General features: G+C 71.8%; 24 protein-coding genes. 18 read left to right on the top strand and 6 right to left on the bottom strand.

Translation table 11 applies throughout. From position 1 onward, the window contains the following. Nucleotides 1-25: 25 nt before the first annotated feature. Together ABZ842_RS22350 and ABZ842_RS22345 are read left to right on the top strand one after the other, a co-directional pair. Nucleotides 26-460 carry a MerR family transcriptional regulator gene (locus ABZ842_RS22350; RefSeq protein ID WP_361539199.1) on the top strand — a complete coding sequence of 145 codons (435 nt, stop codon included), beginning with the start codon at nucleotides 26-28 and terminating at the stop codon, nucleotides 458-460. Between the two features lie 138 nt (nucleotides 461-598). Further along, on the top strand, nucleotides 599-1,633 hold the full coding sequence (locus ABZ842_RS22345; RefSeq protein WP_361539196.1) for a DUF1259 domain-containing protein: 1,035 nt from the start codon (nucleotides 599-601) through the stop codon (nucleotides 1,631-1,633). 75 nt (nucleotides 1,634-1,708) lie between these two features. On the opposite strand, the gene ABZ842_RS22340 is transcribed toward ABZ842_RS22345, so the two are convergent. Further along, nucleotides 1,709-1,900 (bottom strand): DUF397 domain-containing protein, encoded by a 192-nt coding sequence (locus ABZ842_RS22340; RefSeq protein WP_361539193.1) that lies wholly within the window; start codon nucleotides 1,898-1,900, stop codon nucleotides 1,709-1,711. Next, a complete protein-coding gene (locus ABZ842_RS22335; protein ID WP_361539190.1) occupies nucleotides 1,887-2,765 on the bottom strand; it encodes a helix-turn-helix transcriptional regulator in 879 nt (292 codons plus the stop codon). Before ABZ842_RS22335 ends, ABZ842_RS22340 begins: the two co-directional genes overlap by 14 nt. A 215-nt stretch (nucleotides 2,766-2,980) precedes the next feature. Between ABZ842_RS22335 and ABZ842_RS22330 the strand changes: the two genes are divergently transcribed. The 3 genes from ABZ842_RS22330 to ABZ842_RS22320 are packed head-to-tail and all read left to right on the top strand — an operon-like array spanning nucleotide 2,981 to nucleotide 6,224. After that, a complete protein-coding gene (locus ABZ842_RS22330; protein WP_361539187.1) occupies nucleotides 2,981-3,250 on the top strand; it encodes a hypothetical protein in 270 nt (89 codons plus the stop codon). Further along, complete coding sequence (locus tag ABZ842_RS22325) at nucleotides 3,243-3,851, top strand: DUF6879 family protein (RefSeq protein ID WP_361539184.1); 609 nt, start codon at nucleotides 3,243-3,245, stop codon at nucleotides 3,849-3,851. Before ABZ842_RS22330 ends, ABZ842_RS22325 begins: the two co-directional genes overlap by 8 nt. A gap of 3 nt (nucleotides 3,852-3,854) precedes the next feature. Further along, entirely contained in the window at nucleotides 3,855-6,224 is a 2,370-nt protein-coding gene (locus tag ABZ842_RS22320; protein WP_361539181.1) for a tetratricopeptide repeat protein, read from the top strand. 165 nt (nucleotides 6,225-6,389) lie between these two features. Here the strand turns inward: ABZ842_RS22320 and ABZ842_RS22315 are convergent, their stop codons facing one another. Then, nucleotides 6,390-6,809, bottom strand: coding sequence for an excalibur calcium-binding domain-containing protein (locus ABZ842_RS22315; RefSeq protein WP_361539178.1), 420 nt, complete (start codon nucleotides 6,807-6,809; stop codon nucleotides 6,390-6,392). 442 nt (nucleotides 6,810-7,251) lie between these two features. Here ABZ842_RS22315 and ABZ842_RS22310 point away from each other — a divergent pair, with 442 nt between their 5' ends. From ABZ842_RS22310 to ABZ842_RS22265, 10 genes are all read left to right on the top strand, one after another. Continuing rightward, a complete protein-coding gene (locus ABZ842_RS22310; RefSeq protein ID WP_361539175.1) occupies nucleotides 7,252-8,010 on the top strand; it encodes a serine protease in 759 nt (252 codons plus the stop codon). Nucleotides 8,011-8,176: 166 nt separating this feature from the next. Next, entirely contained in the window at nucleotides 8,177-9,124 is a 948-nt protein-coding gene (locus tag ABZ842_RS22305; RefSeq protein ID WP_361539172.1) for an amidohydrolase family protein, read from the top strand. A 252-nt stretch (nucleotides 9,125-9,376) separates the two neighbouring features. After that, nucleotides 9,377-10,825, top strand: a complete 1,449-nt coding sequence (locus ABZ842_RS22300; protein ID WP_361539169.1) for an amino acid permease — start codon at nucleotides 9,377-9,379, stop codon at nucleotides 10,823-10,825. 179 nt (nucleotides 10,826-11,004) lie between these two features. Further along, entirely contained in the window at nucleotides 11,005-11,631 is a 627-nt protein-coding gene (locus ABZ842_RS22295) for a winged helix-turn-helix domain-containing protein (protein WP_361539166.1), read from the top strand. After that, nucleotides 11,628-12,974: an MFS transporter gene (locus tag ABZ842_RS22290; RefSeq protein WP_361539163.1), complete on the top strand. Its 1,347-nt coding sequence runs from the start codon at nucleotides 11,628-11,630 to the stop codon at nucleotides 12,972-12,974. Before ABZ842_RS22295 ends, ABZ842_RS22290 begins: the two co-directional genes overlap by 4 nt. Before the next feature lie 147 nt (nucleotides 12,975-13,121). Continuing rightward, nucleotides 13,122-13,742, top strand: coding sequence for a dihydrofolate reductase family protein (locus tag ABZ842_RS22285; RefSeq protein ID WP_361539160.1), 621 nt, complete (start codon nucleotides 13,122-13,124; stop codon nucleotides 13,740-13,742). 109 nt (nucleotides 13,743-13,851) lie between these two features. Next, nucleotides 13,852-14,394, top strand: coding sequence for a SigE family RNA polymerase sigma factor (locus tag ABZ842_RS22280; RefSeq protein WP_361539157.1), 543 nt, complete (start codon nucleotides 13,852-13,854; stop codon nucleotides 14,392-14,394). Next, nucleotides 14,372-15,247: a hypothetical protein gene (locus tag ABZ842_RS22275; protein ID WP_361539154.1), complete on the top strand. Its 876-nt coding sequence runs from the start codon at nucleotides 14,372-14,374 to the stop codon at nucleotides 15,245-15,247. The genes ABZ842_RS22280 and ABZ842_RS22275 overlap by 23 nt, the downstream gene beginning before the upstream one ends. Beyond that, entirely contained in the window at nucleotides 15,244-16,077 is an 834-nt protein-coding gene (locus ABZ842_RS22270; protein WP_361539151.1) for a L,D-transpeptidase family protein, read from the top strand. The genes ABZ842_RS22275 and ABZ842_RS22270 overlap by 4 nt, the downstream gene beginning before the upstream one ends. Before the next feature lie 115 nt (nucleotides 16,078-16,192). Further along, nucleotides 16,193-17,407 carry an Ig-like domain-containing protein gene (locus tag ABZ842_RS22265; protein WP_361539148.1) on the top strand — a complete coding sequence of 405 codons (1,215 nt, stop codon included), beginning with the start codon at nucleotides 16,193-16,195 and terminating at the stop codon, nucleotides 17,405-17,407. Between the two features lie 91 nt (nucleotides 17,408-17,498). Here the strand turns inward: ABZ842_RS22265 and ABZ842_RS22260 are convergent, their stop codons facing one another. The 3 genes from ABZ842_RS22260 to ABZ842_RS22250 are packed head-to-tail and all read right to left on the bottom strand — an operon-like array spanning nucleotide 17,499 to nucleotide 21,708. Further along, a complete protein-coding gene (locus ABZ842_RS22260; protein ID WP_361539145.1) occupies nucleotides 17,499-18,101 on the bottom strand; it encodes a GNAT family N-acetyltransferase in 603 nt (200 codons plus the stop codon). Continuing rightward, a complete protein-coding gene (locus ABZ842_RS22255) occupies nucleotides 18,098-19,888 on the bottom strand; it encodes an IucA/IucC family protein (protein WP_361539142.1) in 1,791 nt (596 codons plus the stop codon). Before ABZ842_RS22255 ends, ABZ842_RS22260 begins: the two co-directional genes overlap by 4 nt. Beyond that, nucleotides 19,885-21,708, bottom strand: coding sequence for an IucA/IucC family siderophore biosynthesis protein (locus tag ABZ842_RS22250; protein WP_361539139.1), 1,824 nt, complete (start codon nucleotides 21,706-21,708; stop codon nucleotides 19,885-19,887). Before ABZ842_RS22250 ends, ABZ842_RS22255 begins: the two co-directional genes overlap by 4 nt. Nucleotides 21,709-22,073: 365 nt before the next feature. Here ABZ842_RS22250 and ABZ842_RS22245 point away from each other — a divergent pair, with 365 nt between their 5' ends. From ABZ842_RS22245 to ABZ842_RS22235, 3 genes are all read left to right on the top strand, one after another. Further along, nucleotides 22,074-23,528 carry an MFS transporter gene (locus ABZ842_RS22245; protein WP_361539136.1) on the top strand — a complete coding sequence of 485 codons (1,455 nt, stop codon included), beginning with the start codon at nucleotides 22,074-22,076 and terminating at the stop codon, nucleotides 23,526-23,528. A gap of 245 nt (nucleotides 23,529-23,773) precedes the next feature. Further along, nucleotides 23,774-25,738: a molecular chaperone HtpG gene (gene htpG, locus ABZ842_RS22240; RefSeq protein ID WP_361539133.1), complete on the top strand. Its 1,965-nt coding sequence runs from the start codon at nucleotides 23,774-23,776 to the stop codon at nucleotides 25,736-25,738. A gap of 53 nt (nucleotides 25,739-25,791) precedes the next feature. Then, nucleotides 25,792-26,442: a class I SAM-dependent methyltransferase gene (locus tag ABZ842_RS22235; RefSeq protein WP_361539130.1), complete on the top strand. Its 651-nt coding sequence runs from the start codon at nucleotides 25,792-25,794 to the stop codon at nucleotides 26,440-26,442. Nucleotides 26,443-26,484: the final 42 nt, after the last annotated feature.

The raw sequence follows: 26,484 nt of genomic DNA, 5'->3' as shown, positions 1-26,484 counted from the left end.
CGCGAGTACGGATGGTGACGCTCATATGCACATCGGCGACTTGTCCCGGCGGACCGGGGTCAGCCAGCGACTGCTGCGCTACTACGAGGAACAGGGCCTGCTGGCACCGCGCCGCGGGCCCGGTGGGTACCGGGAGTACGACGACGGCGACGTGGACACCGTCCGCGCCATCCGCACCCTGCTGGCTGCCGGGCTCGGCACCCGCACCATCGCGGAGCTGCTGCCGTGCACCGTCGACGACGAGGAGGGGCTGCCGGTGCCCGCGTGCTCCGGGCTCCTGCCCGATCTGCACCGCGAGCGCGAACGGATCGACCGCGCCGTGGCCGACCTGCTGAGCGCGCGCACCGCGCTGAACGCGCTGATCGCGGCGACGCCCGGGGCAGCAGGGGCATCCGCGCCGAACGGCACGCCCGCGACGCCCGGCGCGCTGCCGGACGGGGACGCCGTCTGCCTTGCATGACCCGAACAGCCGGCACCACCGCCGTTCGGGTGGAAAGCCCGAATGGCGGATATCTATCCGGTTGACTGAATTTTGCGGTGTTACGTTCGCCTTTCCAGGACTTTCCTCTTCACCCGTCCCCGTGGAGGCGATCGCGTCATGGCCGGAGAGAGACAGAAGAGCACCGTCGCATCGGCGGTCACCTCACGACGACGCCTGCTGACGGTGGGCGCGCTCGCCCCCGTACTGGCAGGCGCAGCGAGCAGCGGCATCGCCCGAGCGGCGCCGACCGCAGGCGTCGGCAGGGGCGGCGGGCACGGTGGCCACGCGCTGCTCGACCCCGTGCCCACCACCGCGAAGGACTGGGCGGAGGTGGCGAAGGTGCTGGGGCGCGAGGGCAGCGTGCTGCGGAACGTCACGTACCACACCGCCTTCAACCGCTCCGACCTGCACGTGGTCTCGCACGGGGTGCGCGTCACCCCCGGGCTCGCGCTCGGCACGCACGTGGCGTTCGCCCGGTACACCGACGGCTCTTCGATGGCCATGGGCGACGTGGTCGTCACCGAGCGGGAACTCCAGGCCGTCACCGACGCGTTCCATGAGCACGGCATCGCGCAGACGGCGATCCACAAGCACCTGCTCTCCCACAACCCGGACATCTGGTGGACGCACGTCCACGCCCACGGCAAGGACCCGGTGGCCATCGCCCGCGGCCTGCGCGCGGGGCTCGACAAGACGGCGACGCCCCCGCCCGAGACGCCTCCTGAGGGCCCGATCGACCTGGACACGGCCGGGATCGACGCCGCGCTGGGCATCAAGGGCTCCAGCGTCGACGGCATCTACAAGGCGGCGTTCATCCGCGCCGAGAAGATCGTCGACGGCCATCTGGTGCTGCCGCCGGGCCTCGGCGCCACCACGGCGTTCGTCTTCCAGCCGCTGGGCGGCGGCCGGGCCGCGCTGCACGGCGACTGCGCGGTCATCGCGGAGGAGGTCGACGACGTGATCGGCGCGCTGCGGAAGGGCGGCATCAGCCTGGTGGAGCTGCACAACCACCATCTGCGGGACACGCCGCGGCTGTTCTTCATCCACTTCTGGGCGGTGGACGACGCGGTACGGATCGCGCGGGCGCTGCGGCGTACGGTCGACGTCACGAACGTCATCGCCCCGCCGGTGTCCCAGCGGGGCCCGTCCTGACGGCCGGCTTCGGAACGTGACGGGAGGGCCGGGGCGTGTGCCCCGGCCCTCCGGTCGTGTGCGTGAACGGGTTGGTCAGCCTTCGCGCTTGATCATCCTGACGAATGCGTCCCAGGCGGGCACGCCGAAGGTGAGAGCGGACCCGCTGAGGTTCTTGGAGTCACGTACAGGGACCGCGCCGGGGACATTGTCGGCGAACTCGACGCAGTTGTCCTCGTCCCCGCTGTAGCTGGACTTGCGCCAGACCGGTGCGTCAGTGCGGTTCATCCTCGTAATCCTCTGCGATCGCCCTGATCAGGGCCAGGGACTGCTCGTGCGACATCGCGTCGCCCAAAGCGTGATCGTAGGCCGTCTGACACTGCAGTACCAGGTCGGGTTCGTCGATCAAGTTCCCTGATTTGAGAGCCTCCGTGTACGCGATGGGAGGCATGTCTTCGAACCACATGAGGGTCGTGTTGCTGCTCAGCAAGGCATGCCCTCCAGCCTCGAACGGGATGACATGGACCCGGATGCGGTCGGACTCACCCAGTGCGTGGATGTGCCGCAGTTGCTCTGCCATGACTTCCGGGCCGCCCACCATCCGGCGCAGCGCGGCCTCGTCCAGCAGCACCATGAAGACGGGCTCCACGGGATTGATGAAGATGCGCGCGCGTTCGAGCCGAGTGGACACCGCCTCCTCGAAGCGCTCATTCGCCTTCCGCGGGAAGTACCGCTGGAACAGCGCCCGCATGTAACCCTCGGTCTGGAGCAGTCCGGGGATCAGCAGACCGCCGTACTCCCGGATCATGTTCGCCATCTGCTCGAAATGGCGCGCCGCCTCGAAGTGAATGGCGACCTTGCGCAGGTTCAGCGTCGGCAGGAAGTTGACGAACACACCGCCCGTGTCGAGCACTTGATCCAGTCGCCGCGCATCCTGGATGCACGGTTTCCTTCTGCCCGCCTCGATGTGCGTGATGTGCGTCCGCGTCATGATCGCCAGGTCAGCCAGCGCCTGTTGCGTCAGCCCGGCCTTGATCCTGCGGCGGCGGAGCTCCTTTCCGTACGGAGTCGTGGGCTTGTCGGCCTGCTCGGTGGATTCTGCGCTCTCGGTGTTCTCGGTGTTCTCGGTGTTCTCAATGTCGTCGGCGGACATCGGAACCAACTCCTCGGTGAACAGGGGTGATTACCGTGAGTTCTGTGCTCTCCGAGAGTACGCGGAACGTCCATTCCGCTTCGTTCTTCCAGCGCGTTCACCCGATTGAGGGAGTGTGCCTGCGCATCGGCCTCGGCCGATTCCCACGAGCGGGCGTGGACGGCCCGACGCGCCTTCAATACAGTCAGTAGCCCGACCTCGCATGGGGGTGGCAGGTGGACAACGCTTGGAACGCCGATCCACGGGCACGGCTGACCCGCCGCATCGGGGTCGCACCGTCGGAGTTGGGCACGACGGGAGGGCGCGACGGCTGTCCGGACATCTGGGAACTCGACAACGGCGACTTCGCCGTCATCGGTCGGGATCTCACTGCGGTCTATTCGGGCGATCTGCCGCACGACGCCGTGATCGGCGACCGTGAACGCCTCGTGGTCATCCCTCGCGCCACCCTTCTAGCAGCCAAGGACCAGATTCCGGATGCGTGACCTGCTCGACGCTTCGCCCGGGGAGAAGCTTGGGCTCGATGCCTACCGTGCGGACTTCCGCAGGAGGGACTTCGCCGTTGACGGATACGACTCGTGGAAGCTGGAGCGCCGCCAGCACTTCCGCGAGCCGGGCGACGCGAGCTGGGACGCCTTTGTCCGCAGACAGTGGAAGGAGGCGCTGGAGCTCATCGAGGCCAAGCGCCCCGAGTTGGTCGACCTGTCGCGACTCGCCACGCATCATCGGTGTCGGCTGCTGCGTGTTCGCGTCGTGGAGCAGCCCCTCACTCCGTACTTGCAGTGGGAACTGCATCTGCTGCGCCTGCGGGCCGAGTGCGGTGAGCTGATCCGCGTCATCGGGCCCGAGCACATCGGGGCGTACGAGCACGAGGGCCCGGCCCCGGAGGTGATCACGCTGAACGACGACACGGTGTACGAGATCCTTTACGACTCCGAGGGCGAATTGGAAGGTGGCGTGCGCCACCTCGACACGGGGCTGAGGGATCGCGTGGCGGGGCGGGTCGAGGCGCTTTATGAACTCGGTGAGGACATCGACGCGTTCTTCGAGCGGGACGTGGCATCCCTCGCCCCCTTCGACCGGTGACGGGTGACTGAGCCCCGCGAGGTAGTCGACTCCACGCTCTCGGGCACGGCCCGTGACGTCGTGCAGGCCCGCGACGTGCGGGGCGGCATCCACTACCACCACGCTCCGGCGGCCCCTGCCGTACGGGGGCCGGTGCCGTGCCAGCTCCCCATGGCCAGTCAGGGGTTCGTCAACCGGCACACCGAACGCGAGGCGCTTGACCGGCTGCTCGACGACGGCCGTGCCGGTGTGCGCGTGCTGCTGGTGACCGGTACGGCGGGAGTCGGCAAGACGTCTCTGGCCCTCCACTGGGCGCATGCCGTGCGCGAGCGCTTCCCGGACGGTCAGCTCTACGCGGACCTGCACGGCTACGGACCGCAGGCGCCGGTCGCGTACGAACGGGTCCTTGAGGGCTTCCTGCGGGCGCTCGGGGCTTCCGCGGACGCCGTCCACACCGACGGTGAGCACATGGCCGCCGCCTTCCGGTCGTGTCTCGTCGGCCGCCGGCTGTTGATCGTGCTCGACAACGCCGTCGGCGCTTCGCAGGTCAGACCTCTGCTGCCGGCGACGCCGGACTGTTTGGTCGTGGTGACCAGCAGGCGCCGGCTGTCCGGCCTGGCGATCCGGGAGGGGGCGCGGCGGCTGAAGCTGGACGTGCTCGACCAGGACGACTCGGTCGCCCTGCTACGCAGTGTCACCTCGGGCTACCGGGACGGGGACGAGACGGCTCATGTGGCGGAGCTCGCCTCGCTCTGCGCCCGTTTGCCGTTGGCGCTGAGGGTGGCTGCCGAGCGGGCGGCGGGGCGGCCTTTGATGCGCCTGGTGGATTTGATCGACGAGCTGCGCGATGAGTCCGGTCGGTGGGAAGTCCTGTCGGCGGAAGACCACGAGGAGTCCGAGGCGGTGCGTCCCGTGTTCGCGTGGTCCTATCGTGACTTGCCGCCGGGCGCTGCCCGGCTCTTCCGGTTGCTCGGGTTGCACCCGGGGCCGGACTTCAGCGACACGGCTGCGGCGGCGCTCGCGGGAGTCGACGTCCGTACCGCTCGGCGTCTGCTCGATGTCGTCACGACGGCGCACATGGTCGAGCAGACCGCCTCCGACCGTTTTGGCCTGCACGATTTGTTGCGTGCCTACGCCGCTGACCAGGCGCGGTTGGAAGAGACGGCCCTGGAGCGTCAGGAGGCGCTGGGCAGGGTGCTGACCTGGTATCTGCACACCGCGGACGCGGTCCAGGCCATGGTTGCACCGCAGGAGCCGCGCGTGGATCTGGTGCCCGCCGATGACGGGCTGCCCGAGGTGTCGTTCGTCGACGCGGCGGCGGCGATGGGGTGGTACGAGGCGGAGCGGGACAATCTGGTGGCTGCGGTGCGGGCGGCGGCGAGCGGCGGCTCGGACCGGATCGCCTGGCAGTTGGCCGTGGTCCTGCGGGCCGTCTACATGACCAACAATCCGTTTCAGGACTGGCTCACCACTTCGCAGCTCGGTCTGCAGGCAGCCCGGCGCGACGGCGATCGCGCCGCCGAGGCCGAATTGCTGGAGAGCCTCGGCATGGCACACGCCCAGTCCCAGAGCCTGGCAGCCGCCGCTGAGCACTACGAGTCGGCGTTGGCCTTGCGCCGTGAGCTGCACGACGCCTTCGGCGAGGCACTGACGCTCAACGGGTTGGGCCTGCTTGAACTCCGCCGACGCAACCTCGCGCAGGCGCGAACGGCGCTGGAAGGCAGCAGGCGATTGTTCGCGGACTCGGGCGACGGGTTCTGGGAGCCGCGCGTGGCGGTCAACCTCGCGCAGATGGAACTGGAGCTCGGCCGTCCCGCCGACGCCTTCGGACCGCTCCGCCGCGGTGTCGAGGTCTTCAGGGCCCACGGCGATCGCCGCGCCGAGGGCAATGCGCTACGGCTCCTCGCCGCCGCGGAACTCGACGTCGGTGACGTGGAGTCCGCGTTGGCGCACGCCGAGCAGGCCGTGGTCATCGCCACCGAGATCCGCAGCGAAGCGGCCGAAGGCTACTGGCTGTTGGCCCTGGGCGATGCACGACGCGCCATCGGCCGTCCCGCCGACGCCCTGGCCTCCTACCAACGCGCCGTCACGCTCCAAGAACAGCTGGGAGACCGCGTCCGCCAGGCCGCCGCCCGGGACGGCCTGGGGCACACGCACCTGCAACTCGGGCACGTGCAGGAGGCCGTCGAGTGCCACCGCAGGGCCGTGGACACCTACCGCGAACTCGGCCAGACGTGGGAGACGGCGCGGGCGCTGGCGCACCTGGCGGATGCGCTGGAGCGCGCCGACGCGGCGCGGGAGGCCGCGGATGCACGGGCGGAGGCGTGCGAACTGCTGGCGCAGTTCGACGATCCGCGGGCGGTGGGGCTGCGGGAGGGATTGCGGGGGCGGTGACGCCGCGGCGGGGCTGGTCACGCTGCGGATGGAAGGCACCCTCTTGCGCGCCCTGGTCCCGCCGTGGCTCTGCGGGAGCGATGGTCACCGCGGACCGTGCGTGGCTTGTCGCGCAGTTCCTCCCCCGTGCCGCAGGGCACGGGGGAGGCGAACTGCGCGGGCGGGTCAGCCGCGGTCGCAGCCCACGCCGTCGCCGTCGCGGTCCAGGTGGCGGGCGTAGCCCGGGTCGCCCTTGCGGACCGGGGTGGCGCCGGCGGCGCGGGCGGCGGCGCAGTTGGCGTAGTAGACGGATTCGGAGGCGGTGTCGCGGTCTTCGGTGGTGGTCGTGGGCGGGTCCGGTGCCTTGGCCGGCTTGGGGGGCTTCGGGGGCTTCGGGGCGGTGACGTTCTTGGTGACGGTGACCGTCGGGGCGGGCTCGGGAGTCGCGGTGACGGTGGCCGTGGGGGCGACCGTCGCCGTGACCGTCGGGGCCGGGCTCGGCTTGGCCGCCGCCGCGGGGGACTTGTCGTCCTGTGAATCGCCCGCGGCGCCGCAGCCGAAGCCGACGGCCAGCAGCAGGACGCCGCCCGCCCAGACCCTCTTCATCTTCAGCAGGGGCCGGGGCGCCGGAGGCACGGGCGGTGGTGGGGCGGGTGTGTACGGGTAGCTCAAGGTCCCCCCTTGGTGCGGACACGCGCATGCACAGATGGGCAGATGCACAGATGTGCAGATTTCGTGAAGGGTCACGGTAGCGCCAACCCGCGCACCTTGCGGGCAGATTCGAAAGATGCCGGTGGGGGGCCGTACTCCGCGGACTACCTGAGCTGCTATGCGCCAATTACTGGCATGCATACCGCTTTTTCGCGGTAGGCGGGGGGTTGGAGGATGGGTGCACGACGCATCCGGATGGACGGGGACCCCCGGTCGCGCCGTTCCTCACCTGACCAACTACCGAGGGGACACACCTGTGTTCAACCGCACCACAGCCCTGCGAACGAGCCCCGGCGACCAGCGTCCCCGCACGCGTCGGGCGGCACGGAGCGCCGTCGTGCTGATCGCGACCGCCGCCTGTGCGTCCGCGACCGTCGGCAGCGCGAACGCGATCATCGGCGGGGAGGACTCGACGCAGCGGTACGGGTTCATGGTCTCCGTGCCGATGGTGAACGACGAAGGCCACTGCGGCGGTTCGCTGATCGCCCCGCAGTGGGTCGTCACCGCCGCGCACTGCGTCACGTCGCCGCCCGGCGAGCCGGGGGCCAAGCCCACCGGGAAGGTCCGCATCGGCAGCGAGCAGCGCACCTCCGGCGGGAGCGTGCGCACCATCGCGCAGACCGTGGTCCACCCCAAGTACAAGCCGGCGGACATCGACGCCGCGAACGACATCGCGCTGATACGGCTCGATCGGCCCGTCGCCGAGAAGCCGATCCGCATCGCCGCCAAGGCCGGGCCCGCGGGCACCGCGACCCGGGCCATCGGCTGGGGGACGATCAAGGACGACGGCTTCGTGATGCCGCAGCGGTTGCAGCAGGTCGGGCTGCGCACGGTCCCGGCGAAGGACTGCAAGGCGATCGACGCGAAGCGCGAGCTGTGCCAGCGGGGGCAGGTGGCGGGGACGATGGCGTGCGGTGGCGACTCGGGCGGGCCGCTGCTCCAGCGCGGGGCGAACGGCAAGCGGTGGGAGCTGATCGGCGCCACGTCGCGGGACGGCGACGACAGCGACGCGTGCTCGACCGGGCCGGGTATTTGGACGAACGTGCCGGCCCACCGGGCGTGGATCGCGAAGAACACGGGCGGGGTCGTGCGCTGACGCACTACGGGGCGTAGCTGGTGCCGATGCCGCCGTACCCCTGGACGCCGGGGGTACGGCGGTTCCGTGTGCGTCACCCGTACGGCGTAACCCCCAGGGTGGGCGGACCGCTCACCTCCCACACTGAGAGGCGTCACGGGGCGGGCCCTAGACCCCGGGAGGCACCGTGCGGATCGACGTCCACGCCCACGTATGGACCGACGACTACCTCGACCTGCTCGACCGGTACGGGAAGACCGACACCGCGACCCAGCGCGGCACCGGCGCCGGGCTCGGGGACGAGATGAAGGCGCGCTTCGAGCTGATGGACTCGGTCGGGGTGACGCACCAGGTCCTCTCCCCCGCTCCGCAGTCGCCGCACTTCGCCGACCCGGAGCACGCGCTGCACGCGGCGCGGTTCGTGAACGACCAGTACGCGGAGGTGGTGCGGCGCTGGCCCGGGCGGTTCCTGGCGTACGCCTCGCTGCCGCTGCCGCACGTCGACCTGGCGCTGGCGGAGCTCGCGCGCGGGCTGGACGAGCTGGGGATGGTCGGCGCCTGCGCGACCACGACCGTACTGGAGCGGTCCATCGCCGACCCCGCCTTCGAACCGGTCTTCGCGGAGCTGGACCGGCGCGGGAGCGTGCTGTACATCCACCCGGCGGGCGTCGGCGCCGGCTCCGAGCTGATCACCGAGCACCGGCTGACCTGGTCGATAGGGGCGCCCATCGAGGACACCGTGGCGATCATGCGGCTGATCCTGGCGGGGGTGCCCAGTCGCTACCCGCAGATGCGGATCCTCGCGTCGCACCTCGGCGGCGCCCTGCCGATGCTGCTCCAGCGGGCGGACAACCAGGTGGGGTGGGAAGCGCCGGACACCCCCGAGAAGCCGTCGGCGGCGGCCCGCCGGATGTGGTTCGACAGCGTCGGGCACGGGCACGTACCCGCGCTGCGCGCCGCGGTGGAGTCCTTCGGGGCGGACCGGATCGTGCTGGGGACGGACTTCCCGTACGAGGCGGGCGACCTGTTCCGCACGGCCGTCACGTATGTCGAACACTCCGGGCTGCCGGATGACCAGACGCGGCGGATCCTCGACACGAACGCGCCCGCGCTGCTCGGCCTCGCCGCGCTGTGACCCGTTGCACACCTGCCCTGACCTGGGCGTACGCCGTCTCCGGGGGCGCGGGCTAGAAGGTACGGTATAGGGCAGACCCGGGCAATGAGCCCTGCCGCCGCAGCCGCAGCCGCAGCCGCGCAACCGTAGCGCCCGGGCCCACCGACACCGCCGCGTCGCCCCGTCGAACGCCGGCCGTCACCCGCGACGGTCGGCGTCCTGCGTGCGCGGGCCCGGGGCGCGTGCCCGGGCACGTAGAGAGGAACCACCGCCGTGACCACCGCTTCCCGACGTCCGCCGACGGCGATCGCCGAGCGGAACGACGGCAGCGGCGGCACCGAGCCCGCCAGCGACGAGAGCGGCGGCGGGCTGCGGCGCGGGCTCGGCAAGCAGCAGATGGCGCTGCTCGGGCTCGGCTCCGCCCTCGGCACGGGGCTCTTCCTCGGCGCCGGCGCGGCGATCTCCACCGCCGGCCCCGCCGTGCTGATCAGCTACGCCGTCGGCGCGCTGATCGCCCTCGTCGTGGCGTACGCGCTCGGCGAGATGGTCAGCGCACTGCCCGTGCAGGGCTCCTTCGGCACCCTCGCCGGCCGCTACCTCGGGCCCTTCGCCGGGTTCTCGGTGCGCTGGATCTACTGGGTCGCGCTGATCGTCGGCATCGGCAGCGAGATCGTGGCCGCGGCGATCTACCTGCGCTTCTGGTGGCCCGACGTGCCGCTGTGGCTGGCCGTCCTGGTCTTCGCGGCGGCCGTGACCGCGGTCAACCTGACCGGGGTCGGCACCTTCGGCACCGCGGAGTCCGTACTGAGCGCGATCAAGGCGTTCGCCGTCGTCGCGTTCGTCGTCATCGGCGTCGTGCTGATCGTCTTCGGGCTGCCGGACCACCCGGCGACCGGGGTGTCCAACTGGACCGCGCACGGCGGCTTCGTGCCCGAAGGGGCGCTGTCGATCTGGCTGGTCATGGCGATCGTGCTGTTCAGCTTCGCGGGGATCGAGCTGGTCGCCGTCACCGCGCCAGAGGCGAAGGAGCCCGGGTCCGCGCTGCGCACCGCCCTGCGCACCCTCGTGCTGCGGCTCGCCCTCTTCTACCTGGGCGCGATCGCCGTGATGCTGGCGGTGCTGCCGTGGACCGGGTACGCGCCGGGGCACTCCGCCGAGTCCAGCCCGTTCGTGACGATGTTCGCCGCGGCCGGGATCCCCGCGGCGGCGTCCGTCACCAACTTCGTGGTGCTGGTCACCGCGCTGTCCGCGGCGAACGCGAACCTGTACGCGGCCGGGCGGATGCTGCACTCGCTGGGCGACGACGGGCTGGCGCCGCGCGCGCTGGGCACCACGACCGGGCGGGGCGTGCCGCGCCGGGCCGTCCTCGTCACCTCGCTCGGCTTCCTGGCGACGGCCGGGCTCACCGCGCTGTTCGGGGCGCGGGTCTTCGCGGTGCTGATGTCGCTGGGCACGTTCGGCGTGATCGCGGTGTGGATCGTCATCCTGCTGACGCTGCTGGCGTTCCGGAAGGACGCGACCCGGCCCGCGTCGACGCTGCGGCTGCGGGGCGGTGCGGTCACCCCGCTGCTCGGGGTGGTGGCGCTGCTGTCCGTGTACGCGACGGGGATCTTCGTGCCGGAGATGCGGTTGGCGTGCTACGTCGGCGGGCCGGCGCTGGTCGTGCTGGCGGTGGGGTACGGGGTGTTCGTACGACGCAGGGCGCGGGCCGCGCGGAGCTAGGGCCTGGCTTAGGGCGCGGTAGCGCCGTGCGGCGGGCTGTGTTGTCGCGTCTGCGGACCGTGGCTACCAACGCGCCCGCAGGGAAACGGCGGCTCCGTCAAACCCCGCACCCCCAAACCGCAGAGACTTCTTTGCAGAGAACTCTATGCAGAGAGCTCTCTGCAACATACGCTGCCGGCATGCCCGACGAGACCGCACCCACGCCCAGGCCCACCCGGCGGATCGACGCCCGCACGTTGCGCGGGCTGGCCCATCCGCTACGGATGAAGATCTTCGAACTGCTCACGCTGGACGGGCCCGCCAACGCCACCGGGCTCGCCGAACGCCTCGGTGAGAGCACCGGCACCGTGAGCTGGCACCTGCGCCACCTCGCCGAGCACGGCTTCATCGAGGAGGACGTCGAACGCGGCACCAAGCGCGAGCGCTGGTGGCGGCGGGCGGACATCACGAACGAGCTGAACACCGCCGACTTCCGTGACGACCCCGCGTCCCGCGGCGCCTTCGACGTCTATCTGAACGAGCTGCTGCACCAGTTCTTCGACCGCGTCACGACGTACATCCAGGAGGACTGGGACGACGCGTGGCGCAGCGCCGGCACCGTCGCCGACTGGCTCGACCTACGGCTGACCCCCGAACAGCTGAAGGCGCTCAACGCGGAGCTGGCGGCCGTCGTCGCCCGGCACACCCCCGGCCCGGACGCCGAGCCCGGGCCGGACGCGCTGCCCGTCGTGGTGCAGCTCCAGTCCTTCCCCCGCAAGGAGCGGGGGCCCAAGGAGCAGGGCCACAAAGAGCGGGGGTCGGCGTGAGCGGAGGCATACTCGGACGCGGCGGGCTGCTGCGCCGCCACCGGGACTTCCGGCTGCTGTGGTGCGGCGAGACCGCCGGCAAGTTCGGCGCGTCCGTCACCGGGGTCGCGATGCCGCTGGTCGCCGTCTCCGCCCTGGACGCCAGCACCTTCGAGGTCGGCCTGTTGAGCGCCAGCGCCTGGGCGCCCTGGCTGCTCATCGGGCTGCCCGTGGGCGTCTGGGTGGACCGGCTGCGGCGCCGGCCGATCATGCTGGGCGCCGCCGCGGTCTCCCTCGTGCTCTTCGCGTTCGTGCCCGTCGCCGCCCGGCTGGGCTGGCTGAGCATGGGGCTGCTGCTGACGGTCGCCCTGCTGACGGGCGCCGCGGCCGTCTTCTTCCAGACCGCGTACACCGCGTACCTCCCCAGCATCCTGCCGCCCGAAGACCAGCCGGAGGGCAACGCCAAGCTGCACGGCAGCGCGTCCGCCGCGCAGATCGCCGGGCTCGGCTCCGGCGGGCTGATCGCCCAGCTCGCGGGGGCCGTGAACGGGCTGTTCGCGAACGCCGCCACGTTCCTCGTCTCCCTGTTGTGCCTGGCCGGCATCCGGCACCGCGAGCCGCGCGCCAGCGCGGTCAGGACCGGTCACGGCGCCGGCGCCCTCGTCGACGACGTCCGCGCCGGGGTGCGGCTGATCGCCGGCGACACCTGGTTCCGCGCCCTCACCCTCTTCGGGGCCGCGTCCAACCTGGCCCTGATGGGGTACCAGTCGATCCAGGTGGACTTCCTGATCCGGGACGTGGGGCTGGCCCCCGGCACCGTCGGCACGCTCATCGCGGCCACCAGCGCGGGCGGCGTGGCCGGTGCGTTCGTCGCCCGTCGGGTCGCCGACCGGATCGGCACGGCCCGCGCGATGCTCCTGTTCGAACTCGGCCTCTCCGCCTTCGCCCTCCTCATCCCGCTGACCGTGCGCGGGGCCGGGGTCCTCTTCTACGTCACGGGCGGCTTCGCCGTCTCCGCGGGCGTCGTCGCCGGCAACGTCATCAAGTCCAGCTTCCAGCAGCGCTACTGCCCGCCGGAGCTACTGGGCCGGCTCACCGCGACCGCGGCCTTCCTCAGCTACGGCACGATCCCGCTCGGAGCGCTGCTCGGCGGGGCGCTCGGCACCGTGCTCGGCACCCGCGCGGCGATCGCCGTCATGGCGGCCGGGGTCCCGCTCGCCGCGCTGATCCTCTTCTTCTCTCCGGTCCGTCGGGTACGGGACCTGCCGACGTCCCGCGGCCCAGCGCTCGATCCGGCCGCCGGCCCCCGTCACCGAGACGGACGCGGCCAGCCTGCTCGACTCGGCCCCGATGCGGGAGCATGACGACCTGTACTGCCCCCTCGTCCCCCACCCCGTCCCGTCCCTTCCCTCCCATTCCTCGGTAAAAACGGCGCGCATTCGCCGATGAGTTCGAAACGCTCTCCCGGTCCACGCATTGTTGCCCCGCCTCGCACCCACCCGGAGAACCGCATGCGCAAGATCATCGCCAGCCTGTTCATCTCCCTCGACGGGGTCGTCGAAGCGCCCGACCAGTGGCACTTCCCCTACTTCGACGACGACATGGGCGCCGCCGTCGGCGCGCTCCTCGAACGCAGCGACACCCTGCTGATCGGCCGCAAGACGTACGACAGCTTCGCCGGCGCCTGGCCGGGCCGGGAGGCCGAGGGCGGCGAGGACTACGCCTTCGCCAAGCTGCTCGGCGACTCCCGCAAGATCGTGCTCTCCCGTCAGAAGCTGGACTTCCACTGGCGCAACTCCGAGCAGCTCGAAGGCGACTTCGCGACCTTCGTCACCGCGCTGAAGGAGGAGCCCGGCAAGGACATCAGCGTCAGCGGCTCCATCTCCGTGATCCGCAAGCTCATGGACACCGGGCTGCTGGACGAGCTGCACCTGCTGGTGCACCCGATCGCGGTCCGCAAGGGGATGCGGCTCTTCGACGAGGCGGACACCACGATCCCGCTGAAGCTGCTGACGACCCAGCGGTTCGCCAGCGGCGTGGTGTACCTGGTGTACGCACCGGCCACGGCGGACGGGGCCGACGGCACGCCCGCCGACGCCACGTACGAGGACGCCAAGACCCACCTGCCGTAGCACGCGGGGTACCTCCGGCTGAGAAATGTTCTCGGCCGAGGCAACCCGACCCGCCTCCCACCCCGTTCCTCCTACGTGGACGACTCAAAACGAGTGCGAGGACGGCGGGATGGGTTCCCTGGGCAGCAACGGCGACTTCGAGGCGTTCGTCGCCGCCCGCGGCCCGCGCCTGCTGCGGATCGCCTGGCTGCTGACCGGAGACGCTCACCTCGCGGAGGACCTTCTCCAGACGGTGCTGGCGAAGGTCTGGCCCAAGTGGGACCGGATCGCGCACGACCGGCCCGAGGCGTACATCCGCGCGGCGCTGGTGAACACGCACACCTCGTGGTGGCGGCGGCGCTGGCGCGGCGAGGTGCCGCACGGCGAGCTGCCCGACCGGGCCGGCCGCTGGTCGACGGAGGAGCACGACCCGTACGCCTCGGTCGACCTGGAACAGTCGCTGGCCGCCGCGGTGCGGGCGCTGCCGGCGCGGCAGCGGGCCGTGGTGGTGCTGCGGTACTTCGAGGACCTGAGCGTCGAGGAGACCGCGACCACGCTCGGCTGCACGGCGGGGACCGTGAAGAGCCAGTCCGCCAAGGCGCTGCGCAACCTGCGGACGCTGCTGCCGTCCTCCGCGGTGGAGGAGGGCGGTGACTGCTATGCACGGGCGTGACGCCGAGCCCTCCCGGGACGCCTGGGGGGACGGGCCGGACACCGGACCCGACGCGGCCGAGCAGGAGTTGCGCGTACTGCTGGAGCGGATCACCCCGCACCCGACCGCGCCGGACGGGCGCCTGGGGCAGGTGCGGGAGCGCATCCAGCGCCGGCGGCGGCGCCGGATCGCGGGCGCCGCGCTGCTGACCGGTGTGGCGGTGGCGCTCTCCTCGACGCTGCTGCCCAATGCCGTACGGCCCGAGAACGTCGAGGCGCGGCCGGCCGACCGGACGTCCGCCTCCGCGAGCCCCGGTACCGACGGCGCGCCCACGGCGCCCTCGGACGGGAACTCCCCCACGGCCGCGGACCGGTTCGCCAAGAAGCACTTCCAGGACCTGTCGGGGCTGGTCCTGCACATCCCCCCGGGCTGGCACAGCCTGGCCCTGCCGCCGCAGCCCAAGGAGGCCATGCGGCCCGAGGTGTTCGTGTCGAACGTGCCGGTCACCGCACCGCCGCGGCCGTGCGACGGCGTGAGCTGGAAGCCCTGCCAGCCCGTGCAGGACCTGCCGTCCGACGGCGTCGTCATCACCTTCGTGCGCTGGCAGGTCAGCTCCTTCTCCGACGAGATGATGCGCAACGGCGAGAAGCCCAAGGTGGACGACGTGCTGGACGTCGAGTGCCAGGGGGCGGGCGGTGCCACCTCGTACTCCGCCCACATCGGGGGCGCACCCGAGCCCGACACCATCATCAGCGCCAACATCTGCTTGGGCGCCGACGTGCCCAAAAAGACCTTCGCGGACACCATGAACCTCATCGAGAACGCCACCTACAGCACGCCGCAGCGCGACAAGCAGCCCGGGGGCGCGAAGTGACCCTCATAGGAACCCACATACGTCCCGGCATACGACCCCTCGTACGTCCCCGCATCCGCACCGGCGCCGCCGTCGCGGTCGTCACCGGGCTGCTGCTGGGCACGGCGGCCTGCACCGCCGACGAGCCCGCGGACACCGCCGCGAAGGCACCGGCCGGCGGCGCGCTCCCCGAGCCCGTCAAGACGCCCGCCGCCACGCCCGACGAGACGCCTGCCGCCACGCCCGCCGCCCCCGCCGAACTGCCCGGCCTCGGCCCGCGCACCCGGGCCACCATCAAGCCCGACACCCACCAGGTCGTCGTCGTCACCGGCGAAGGCGCGGACTCCAACCGCTCCCGGGTCAGGCTCTACGAACGCCACCCCTCCCTCGGTTGGCGCCCCGCCGCCGACGAGTGGGCGGCCCGCAACGGACACAAGGGCTGGGCCGAGCGCCACGTACGGGGCGATCTGCGCACCCCCGTCGGCACGTACCGGCTGACCGACGCCGGCGGCAAGCTCGCCAACCCCGGCACCGCCCTCCCCTACGACCGCAACCGCGGCGTCCTCTACACCGCCCGCGGCACGAACTTCGAGGACAAGCCCAAGGCGGGGGCCCTGGACTACGTCGTCGCGATCAACTACAACCGCGTCGCGGGACGTCCGCCGTACGACTTCACCCGTCCCATGGGCGCCGCGCGCGGCGGCGGGATCTGGTTCCACGTCAGCCACGACGGCGGCACCGAAGGCTGTGTCGGGCTCCCCCGCGGCCGGATGAAGGAACTCATGCGGAAGCTGAAGCCGACCGCGAAGCCCGTGACCGTGATGGGTCCCGCGGAGTCCCTGGCCCGCTGATCACCCCTGACCGCCCTTGCTCGCCCCCGCTCACCCCTGATCCCCTGACCGCCCCTGACCCCAACCGTTCTCGCCACACCGACAACACCCGCACCACCCTTCCTGGAGGCTCCCCTTGCGCTCCTCGCGCACCAGACGCCGGATATCCGTGCGCACCGCCGCCGCGACCGCCGTCGCCGTGCTCGTCCCGTTCGCCCTCACCGCCTGCTCGTCCGGCTCCGACTCCGCGGACGGAAAGGGCACGGTCAAGGACGGCGGGAAGCCCGCCACCGTCGCCGTCACGCCGACCGGCAGCGGCGCGAAGGCCGGCCAACCGGTGCAGGTGACCGCCAGCGGCGGCACGCTCACCTCCGTCTCCGTCACCGACGGCTCCACCGCAAAGCCCCTCGCCGGCACGCTGTCCAAGGGCGGCACGGTGTGGACGTCGGACCGCAAGGCGCTGCCGGGGAAGACGTACAAGGTCACGGCGGAGACGAAGGGCGCCGGCGGCGCCAAGGGCACCCAACAGGCGTCCTTCTCCACCGCGCGGGCCGCGAAGAAGAACAAGCTGGAGCTGTGGCCGACGGCGAAGACCGTCGGCGTCGCCCACCCGGTGTCGATCGTCTTCGACGAGCCCGTCGCCAACAAGGCGGAGGTGGAGCGGCAGTTGAAGGTCACCGCCTCCACCAAGACCGAGGGCTCCTGGGGCTGGATGAAGCACTACGACGGACGCGACCGGGTCGACTGGCGGCCCCGGGAGTACTGGAAGCCCGGCACCCAGGTCCGGCTCCAGGCGCTGCTGAACGGCACCGACTCCGGCGCCAGGGGCGGCTTCTTCGCCAAGGACTACGACAAGTCCTTCACCGTCGGCGCCCACCAGGAGGTCAAGGTCGACCTCGACGCCAAACGGCTGGCCTTCGAGCGGGCCGGGAAGCCGACGCGGACGATCCCGATCTCCGGCGGCGACCCCGCCCCCGGCGCCGACAAGCGCTCCTGGAGCGGCACCAGCGTGCTGATGGCGAAGGCCGGCACGATCCGGATGACGTCGCAGTCCGTCGGCCTCGGCGACGCGTACGACAAGATGGTGGACTACTCGATGCACCTGACGTACTCGGGCGCGTACGCACACGCGGCGCCCTGGAACGCGGCGTACTTCGGCAAGGCGAACAAAAGCTCCGGCTGCATCGGCATGAGCACCGCCAACGCCTCGTCCTTCTACCAGGACGTGCAGGTCGGCGACCCGTTCACGGTCACCGGCAAGGACGCCAAGAGCAAGGCGCCGCTGGGCAACGGCTACAGCAACTGGAACCTGTCGTGGCAGGAGTGGCAGAAGCTGAGCGCGCTGAGCTGAGGCTGATGTTGATCCGCCGAGGCTGAATACAGCGGGCGGGCCCCGGGGGCGGTCGACTCGACCGCCCCCGGGCCGCCGCGCCGCACGCGCGTCAGACGCGGTCGGCCGCCACCATGTCCGCATCCGTGCGCGGGCGGACGACGAGCGCCGCCTTCTTGTCCGGGAAGACCACCTCGCCCGCCTCCCGGAACCCGGCCGCCGCGAAGGCCCGTAGCGAAGGACCGTTCGTCACGTCCGGTTCGGCGACGACCCTGGTGCAGTCGGGGTCCGCCGCGAGCAGCCCGTCCGCGAGCGCCCGCAGCAGCGCCCGGCCGAGGCCCTTGCCCGTACGGTCGCTGTCGCCGATCGCGATGTGCAGCCCGAGGTCGTGCGGGCGGTACGGGTAGTGCTCGCCGAGCCGGTCCCGCAGCACCCGGTACACCTCGATGTACGCGAACTGCTCCCCGTCCAGGCAGACGAGCACCGGCAGGATCGCGTCGCCGGCGAGGTGTCCGGCGATCTCCTCCTGCCAGCGCTCCTTAGGCCACGCCTGGTGCCAGAAGGCGTCGATGTGGGGCGACTGCATCCAGCCGTGCACCAGGTCCAGGTCCGTGCCGTGGGAGCGGGCCACCCGGGCGCTCCAGCGTCCGTCGAGGTGCGGCAGCGGCGGCCCGGGCACGCCGGCGGCGGACTCGTCCTGGTGCGGGGACGTCATACGGCGGCCTCCTGGAGGGGGTTGGGGGCGTCGAGGTACACGGACTGGGCGTCGAGCGGGGCGAGGACCTCGTCGATGCCGTGCAGCCGGGTCAGCAGGTTGCCCTTGCAGGGCAGGGTGTCGGCGGTCAGCCAGCGGCGGGCCAGCCGGTCGCCGTCGGGCGCGGCGTCCGCGAGCGCGGGCAGCGCCGTGCGCAGCCGGTCGGCGAGCACGGCGAGCAGGTCGCGCTCGTCGGCGAGGCCGTCGACGGCGAGGCAGCCGACGACGGACAGCGCCTGGTTGCGCAGCAGGTAGTACGAGAGCCGGTCGTCGACGAGGGCGTCCTCGACGACGGCGAGCGTCGACTCGCGCACCCCGAGCCGTGCGCGCAGCGCCGGCAGGTGGGAGGCGGCCAGGTAGTAGCCCTGGTTGTCGCGGAACGCGGACCCGGTGACCCGGCCGTGGGCGTCCAGCCGTACGAGGGTGTTCTGCTGGTGCGCCTCCAGGCCGATGCCGGTGGTGGCGTACAGGTGCAGCATGGGCACCAGTACCCGGTCGACGTAGTCGGCGGTCCACTGCTCGGCGGCGCCCGGGCCCTGGGCTGCGACGAGTTCCCCGAGGGTGCTGCGGCCGAGGCCGGGCCGGGGTGCGACGAGTCCGACGAGGCAGCGCATCCGCGCGATGCCGTCGGGCGCTTCGCGTACGGCCACGTCCAGACCGGTCACCTCGGGTCCGCCCGCGCGGCCGGGTTCGTCGACGGCGAGCCAGGCGGGGTCGCGGGTGATGGCGAAGCCGGGGTGGGCGCGGAAGGTGGCGTCCGCATGTCCGGCGTCCAGGAGCCGGTTGATCTCCAGCCCGCGCAGGAGTTCCGTACGGGTGGACTCGCGGCGCGAGTTGGTCAGCCGCAGCCCCAGCGACAGCTTCAGCATCACCGAGGTGCCCGGCCGGTACAGGGTGCGGACGCTGGAGGTGGGCCACCACTCGGGGCCCAGCTCGCCGAGCGGTTCGAGGGCGCCGGAGGCCAGCAGCGCGGCGATCCGCGGCCGGTGCGGCACGTCCCGCGCCTGCCAGGGGTGCGCAGGCACCAGGATTCGGCCGCCGACGTCGGGCCGGCCGGCGAGGTCGGCGAGCAGGTCGACGGTGTCCCGGCCGGCGAGCGATGGCGCGCCGGCGACGGCGTCGTGGGAGACGACGGACGGGTCGGCGGCGAACCAGTGGAGGGTGAACGAGCCGCGCAGCTCGGGCGAGAAGGCGGCGGTGTCGTGGTCGGAGATGCCGTCGCGGCTCTTGGGCGCCGGGTGGTTGAGGTGGCCGAGCAGCAGGGCCTGCTCGGCGTCGAGGAAGGCGTCGGTGCCGGCCGGGGGCTCGGGGCGGGCGCGCCGGTCGGCGATGAACGTCGCCACCCGGCGTACGGACTCCGCGGTCCGTTCGACGAGGTCGGCGACCTCGGCCGACGGGATGGTGCGGCCGGCGGCGACGGTGCGGGCCGCAGCCTCGGTGGACAGCAGCGCGACCGCGGTCACCGGGTCGGCGGTGGTGCCCAGCGGCCCGCCGGGGCCCTCCAGGCGGACCGGGGCGAAGCGGTGCCAGCCCGTCGGGGAGCGGTGGGTGACCTCGGTGACCAGCGCGAGCCCCGCGGTGGGCAGTTCGACGCGCAGCGGTCCTGCCTCGACCTCGCGGCCGGTCTCCCGCAGCCAGCAGCGCAGCAGCGCTTCCACGTGGGCGTGTTCGGCGGCGCCGCGCGGGTCGAGCGCGTGCAGCGGGTCGTGGGCCCGTACGGCGGTCGTCGGTTCCGTGGTGACGGTCATGCGCCGCCCTCCTCGGCGAGCGGGTTGGGGTGGGTGCCGTTGGGGTACAGCGCGTGCCGCAGCGCCCGGTCGCCGTAGCGGGTGACCACGATCCGGTCGCGGTTCAGCCCGTACCGCGGGATCTGCGGGCTGAGCAGGTCGTACTCGGCGAACCTGCCCTCCAGTTCGGGGAAGCGCCGGCGGAAGTCCCGCTGGAAGTCGAGGATCGTCTGTCGCACCAGCCGCCAGAACGTCTTCTCCGGCACGCCCAACTGTGCTTCGCACAGCGGGGAGAGATAGCGGAAGTGACCGACGAAGACCTGGTCGACGACGTGCTGTCGGATGACGGAGGGGTGCTTGCGGGGCAGGACGTGGTCGTGGCCGTCGGGCTCGGGGCCGCGCTCGGGCACGTCGGTGTAGGAGACGCAGACGTCGTCGACGAAGTCCTTCAGGTACAGCCGGGTCGGGACGTCGTTCTCGTCGTAGCCGATGAGGGTGTTCTGTCCGTGCGGGTTGAAGGTGACGCCGTACCGGTACAGCACGTGCATCAGCGGCACCAGAAGAACGTCAAAGAGCCTGCGCAACCACTCTTCGGGCTTCAGGCCGGAGGAGCGGACGAGTTCGGCGACGAAGGCGTCCCCGGCGGCGTCGACGTGCAGGAGGGAGGCGAAGGTGCGCACCCGCTCGCCGGCGTCCTGGCGGTCGGAGACCGACTCGCGCCAGATGCAGCCCAGGGTTTCCAGGTGCTGGTAGGGCGCCTGGTCGAGCTTGGAGAGATAGGGGTGGTGCACGGTCACGGAGGCGACTTCGCCGAGGAAGACGGTGCGGCACTCGCCGGTGAGGAAGGGGTCGCGCTCGACCAGTCCGCGCAGCCACTGGGTGACCACGGGCGCGCCCTTGGTGCAGTGCGGGGGTATGCCGCGCCACACCAGCGTGTTGAGGATCTTCAGCGGCAGTTTGACGTCGTAGCGCGCGGGCGCGGTGACGTTCGCCATGGTCCGGATGGACTGGCCGGGCAGGTACTGGTCCGGGCTGTCGCCGAGCGGGACGATGCGGCGCTGCGCCACGTCGGAGGCGTGCAGGATCTGCACGGCGTGGTCCCACTGCCAGGGGTGGACGGGCATCCAGACGTACGCCTCGGGGTCGACGCCGGCGCCCTGGAGGACGGCGGTGAAGCGGGCCCGGGTGGCTTCGTCGAGTTCGCGCTCCACGACGGTGTGCTCGGACAGCTCGGAGGTGCCGCGGAACTCGGCGAGGCCGCGGTGCACGGCGACCCATTTGAGGGCGAGCGGCTGGGCGGCCTCGGGGGCGTACTTGCGCACGTCGGAGGCGGAGAAGCCGATCCTGCCCTTGTTGGCGACGAGCAGGTTGTGGCCGGTCATCCGGCACTCAAGTTCGGTGTGGCCGAGGCCGCGCAGCTCGGCGACGCTCTCGCCGCCGTGGGTGAGGCGGGCGGCGTCGACGGCGAGGGTGGCGGCGAGTTCGGTGAAGTAGGTGGCGACGGTGGAGGGGTCCGTGCCGAGCGTGGAGGCCGCTTCGAAGAGGAACTGCTGGGCGTCCCAGGCGGGTTCGGCGACGGAGTTGCCGAGCATGCTGGTGGCGGTGCGGGTGATGGACGAGGGGTCCACGCGCAGCCAGCCGAAGGCGCCGACCCGGGCGGTGAAGGCGTACGTCGTACCGCTGTCGAGGTCGACGCGGTAGCCGCCGTCGCCGGTCTCGACCGTTTTGAGCATGTCCTCGAAGCACCACTCGCCGATCGCCTTGGCGAGGAGCTGGCGATTGGCCTCACGCCAGGCGGCGGGGTCGGTGTCGGGGAGGTCGGGTACGGGGTGGTCGGGCATCGAGCGGCTCCGAAGTCGGGGTGATCACTGGTCACTACACAGAGGCGTGAGCAAGCCTTAGGTAAGCCTTGCCTAATGTGCAAGTACGACTTTCAGCCACCGCGTCCATCTGACGTCACGTCAGTTGATAATTGAGGTTAGCCTATCCAAACTTGCCGTGCTGTGGTCTTGTCGTGGTGGCCCGCCCCGTCCCGTCCCCGTGCGCCCCCGTGCGTCCCTGTGAGGTGTAGCCAGCAGTGGTGTCAACCGTGCCGTCGAACGCCTCGCCAGTCCCCGAAGCCCCTGGGACCCCTGGGACCCCCGAAGCACCGCAATCCGCGGGCCCTTCTGCGAAGGCGCCGCCCCCTTCCCCGTACGCGCCGCCGGTGCGCACCCGCGCGCCCTGGTGGACCTTCGCACTCGTCAGCGCCGCGGGCGTGGTCATGACCCTCGACGTGACCGTGGTGAACATCGCACTCTTCGACATCGCGCGGGACCTCGACACCGGCCTCGGCAAGGTGCAATGGGTCATCTCCGCGTACTCCCTCGCCTTCGGCGCGCTGCTGCTGACCGGGGGCGCGCTCTCGGACCGGGTGGGCCGACGGGCCGTCTTCGTCACCGGCACGGCGCTGTTCACGCTCGCCTCAGCCGCGTGCGGACTGGCCCCCGACGCGGCCACCCTGATCGTCGCCCGCGCCGTCCAGGGCCTGGGCGGGGCGCTGATGTTCGCGCCCGCGCTGGCGCTGCTCGCGGCGGTGTACGAGGACGAGGCGCGGCGGCGCGCGGCGATAGCGGCGTTCGCGGCGATCTCGTCGGGCGCGGGAGCGCTCGGCCCGGTCGTCGGCGGCGTCTTCGTCCAAGGCCCGGGCTGGCGCTGGATCTTCCTCGTCAACATCCCCATCGGCGTGCTGATCGTGGTGGGCGCGCTGGTGCGGATGCCGGAGTCATCGGCGCGCGGTGCGACGGCGCGCCGGGTCGACGTGCCCGGTGCGCTGCTCGCCGTCGGCGCGCTGCTCGCGCTCCACTACCCGCTGGTCGCCGGGCCCGAGCACGGCTGGACGACGCCGGGCGTCCTCGGCTCCGCGGCACTCGGCCTCGCCCTCGCCGTCGCGCTGGTCCGCAGCCAGCGGCGTGGCGACGGACTGCTGGACCTCGCGCTGCTGCGGATCCCCGCCTTCTCGGGCGCCGCGGTGCTGGGCTTCCTGGCCCGGGTGGCGGGGCTCGGCTCGCTGGCGTTCATCACGCTGTGGTTGGCCACGGCGTACGCGTACTCCCCGCTGGAGACCGGACTGCACCTGCTGCCGCTCACCGGCGGCCTGTTGGTCGTCGGCCTCTTCGTCGCCCGGCTGCAACGGGCCTTCCCGCCGCACGCCCTGGTCGCCGCCGGCTTCGCCCTCAAGGCGCTGGGCCTGCTCGCGCTGGCGGCGGGGGGCGGCGGCGCGCCGCGCACGGTCACCTCCGTCGGCCTGCTGCTGCTGGGCGCGGGCGGCGCCGTGGTCTTCCCGCCGCTGATGGGCATCGCGGTGGGCGCGGTCCCCGCGGACCGTACGGGCATGGCGTCCGGGCTGACGAACGCCTGCCTGCCACTGGGCACGGCCGCGGGCGTCGCGGTCTTCGGCGCGGCGTTCTCGGCGCACCTGGCGGCGCGGCTGGGCCCGGACGAGGAGCTGCGGGCGGCCGTCGCCACGGCCCGCTTCGACCTGGTCCCCGAGGCGTCGCGGGCCGCGGCACAGGACGCCTTCTCGGACGCGTTCACGACGGTCTGCCTGACGGCGGCGGTGGTGTGCGCGCTGGGGGTGCTCGCGGCGCGCACGCTACGGCCGACGACGGAAGCGGGCTGAGCGGGGGCGGTTGAGGAGCGGTTGGGGCGGGAAGCCAGCTGAGCGGGGACGGTCGGGCAGAAGCCGGCTGCGCGGGGGCGGTTGGGGTCGGCGGGGCAAGGCACCCCTAGGGCTGTCTCGAACCACCCCTAATTACGGCCTGACCACCCGAGCGCCCCCGACTCCATCTGCTGCGTGGCCGGTCGCTGCCATAAAGTGACGTCACCAGTTCAGCCGACAGAGCATCTGTGAGGTACTTCCGAGCTATGCCGACCGAAACGTTTGAGTTCCAGGTTGAAGCGCGTCAACTCCTCCAGTTGGTGATCCACTCGGTCTACTCGAACAAGGACGTCTTCCTACGGGAACTCGTCTCCAACTCCTCCGACGCGCTCGACAAGTTGCGCCTGGAGTCGCTGCGGGACGACGCGCTCGACGTCGACGCGTCCGACCTGCACATCGAGATCGAGACCGACGAGGACGCCCGTACGGTCACGGTGCGGGACAACGGCATCGGCATGTCGTACGACGAGGTCACCCAACTCATCGGCACCATCGCGAACTCGGGCACGGCCAAGTTCCTCAAGGAGCTGCGCGAAGCGCAGGACGCCGCGGGGACGGACGGGCTGATCGGCCAGTTCGGCGTTGGCTTCTACGCCAGCTTCATGGTCGCGGACGAGGTCACCCTGGTGACCCGGCGGGCCGGCGAGGCGCAGGGCACCCGCTGGACCTCGCGCGGCGAGAGCACGTACACCCTGGAGTCCGTCGAGGACGCGCCCCAGGGCACCTCAGTCACGCTCCACCTGAAGCCCGCGGACCCCGAGAACCAGCTCCACGACTACACCTCCGCATGGAAGGTGCGGGAGATCGTCAAGCGGTACTCGGACTTCATCACGTGGCCGATCCGGATGACGCCGAAGCCGGCGCCGGCGACCGAGGCGGCGGCCGAGGACGGCGACGAGAAGGCCGCCGAAGCCGGCGCCGAGGCCGCGCCCGCGCCCGAGCCCGAGACGCTGAACTCGATGAAGGCGCTGTGGGCCCGCCCGCGCGACGAGGTCTCCGACGACGAGTACCACGAGCTGTACAAGCACATCAGCCACGACTGGCGCGACCCGCTGGAGATCGTCCGCCTCCAGGCCGAGGGCACCTTCGAGTACCAGGCCCTCCTCTTCGTCCCCTCGCACGCCCCGCACGACCTGTTCACCCGGGACTACCAGGGCGGCCTCCAGCTCTACGTGAAGCGCGTCTTCGTGATGGACGGCTGCAAGGAGCTGCTGCCGTCCTACCTGCGCTTCGTGAAGGGCATCGTCGACGCCCAGGACCTCTCGCTGAACGTCTCGCGCGAGATCCTCCAGCAGGACCGCCAGATCCGCATGATGCAGCGCCGGCTGACGAAGAAGGTCCTCGCCACGGTGAAGGAGCTGCGCACCAAGGCGCCCGACGACTACGCCACGTTCTGGCGCGAGTTCGGCACGGTCCTCAAGGAGGGCCTGATCACCGACTCCGACAACCGCGACGCGATCCTCGCCGCGTGCTCCTTCGCCACCACGCACGACGCCGACGAGCCGACGACGCTCGCCGCGTACGTCGAGCGGATGAAGGACGGCCAGGACGACGTCTACTACATGACGGGCGAGTCCCGGCAGGCCATCGAGAACTCCCCGCACATGGAGGCGTTCCGCGCCAAGGGCATCGAGGTCCTGCTGCTGACCGACCCGGTGGACGAGGTGTGGGTCGACACCGTCGGCCCGTACGAGGGCAAGCAGCTCCGCTCGATCGCCAAGGGCCAGATCGACCTCGGCGACGACGAGCAGTCCGCCACCGACGAGGAGAAGGAGAAGAAGGAGAAGCAGGGCGAGGAGTACGCCGGCCTGCTGGGCTGGATGAGCGAACACCTCTCGGAGGACGTCAAGGAGGTCCGCCTCTCCGCCCGCCTCACGGTCTCCCCGGCGTGCGTGGTCGCCGACGCGAGCGATCTGACGCCCGCGCTGGAGAACATGTACCGGGCGATGGGCCAGGAGGTCCCCAAGACCAAGCGCATCCTCGAACTCAACCCGGAACACCAGCTGGTGCGCGCCCTCAACCAGGCCCACGGCGAACGCGACGACCACACGGCCCTGACGGAGACGGCGGAACTCCTGCACGCCCTCGCGGTCCTCGCGGAGGGCGGCCAGCCGAAGGACGCGGGCCGCTTCGTGAAGCTGGTGGCGGACCGGATGGAGCGGACGCTGTAGCTGTCGCCGTAGCGGTCGCGCCGGATGTCAGTGGTGGGTGTCACGATCGTCGCGTGACGATCTCTGCCGCCATCACCGCGTACTGGGACGCCGCCGCGCCCCGCTTCGACGACGAGCCGGACCACGGGCTGCGGGACGCCGCGACCCGCAGCGCGTGGGACCGGCTGCTGGGCCGGCTGGTGCCGGCGACGGGCGGCGACGTGGTGGACCTGGGCTGCGGCACGGGCACGCTCGCCGAGTTGTTGGCCTCGCGCGGGCACCGCCTCACCGGGGTGGACCTCGCACCGCGCATGGTCGAGCGCGCGCGGGCGAAACTCGCCGCCGCCGGGCTCACCGGGACGTTCCTCGTGGGGGACGCCGCCGCGCCGCCCGTCGCGGCCGGGGCGTACGACGTCGTGGTCGCCCGTCACCTGCTGTGGACGCTCCCCGATCCGCACGCCGCGCTGCGCCGGTGGGTCACCCTGCTGCGCCCCGGCGGCACGCTGGTCCTCGTCGAGGGGCGCTGGCGGGAGTCCGGGAGCGGTGCGCCGTACGTCCCCGGCGCCCAGTCGCTGCCCTGGAGCGGCGGCGTCGGGGCCGCCGACCTCGTGGCAGCGGTCCGTCCGCTCGTCGGCGAGGTGCGGACGAAGGACCTGAGCGGCGAGGCCGCCTTGTGGGGACGGCCGGTGGACGACGAGCGGTACGCGCTCGTCGCACACGTGTAGGGCACAGTGACCCGGCGGCCGGCTGTCGAACGGATTTCGGCG

Origin of the sequence: Streptomyces sp. NPDC047315 (assembly GCF_040643215.1) — a bacterium.
Taxonomy (GTDB): Bacteria; Actinomycetota; Actinomycetes; order Streptomycetales; family Streptomycetaceae; genus Streptomyces.
The sequence above is the reverse complement of the archived record's forward strand: the minus strand, read 5'-3'. Positions and strand labels throughout refer to the sequence as shown.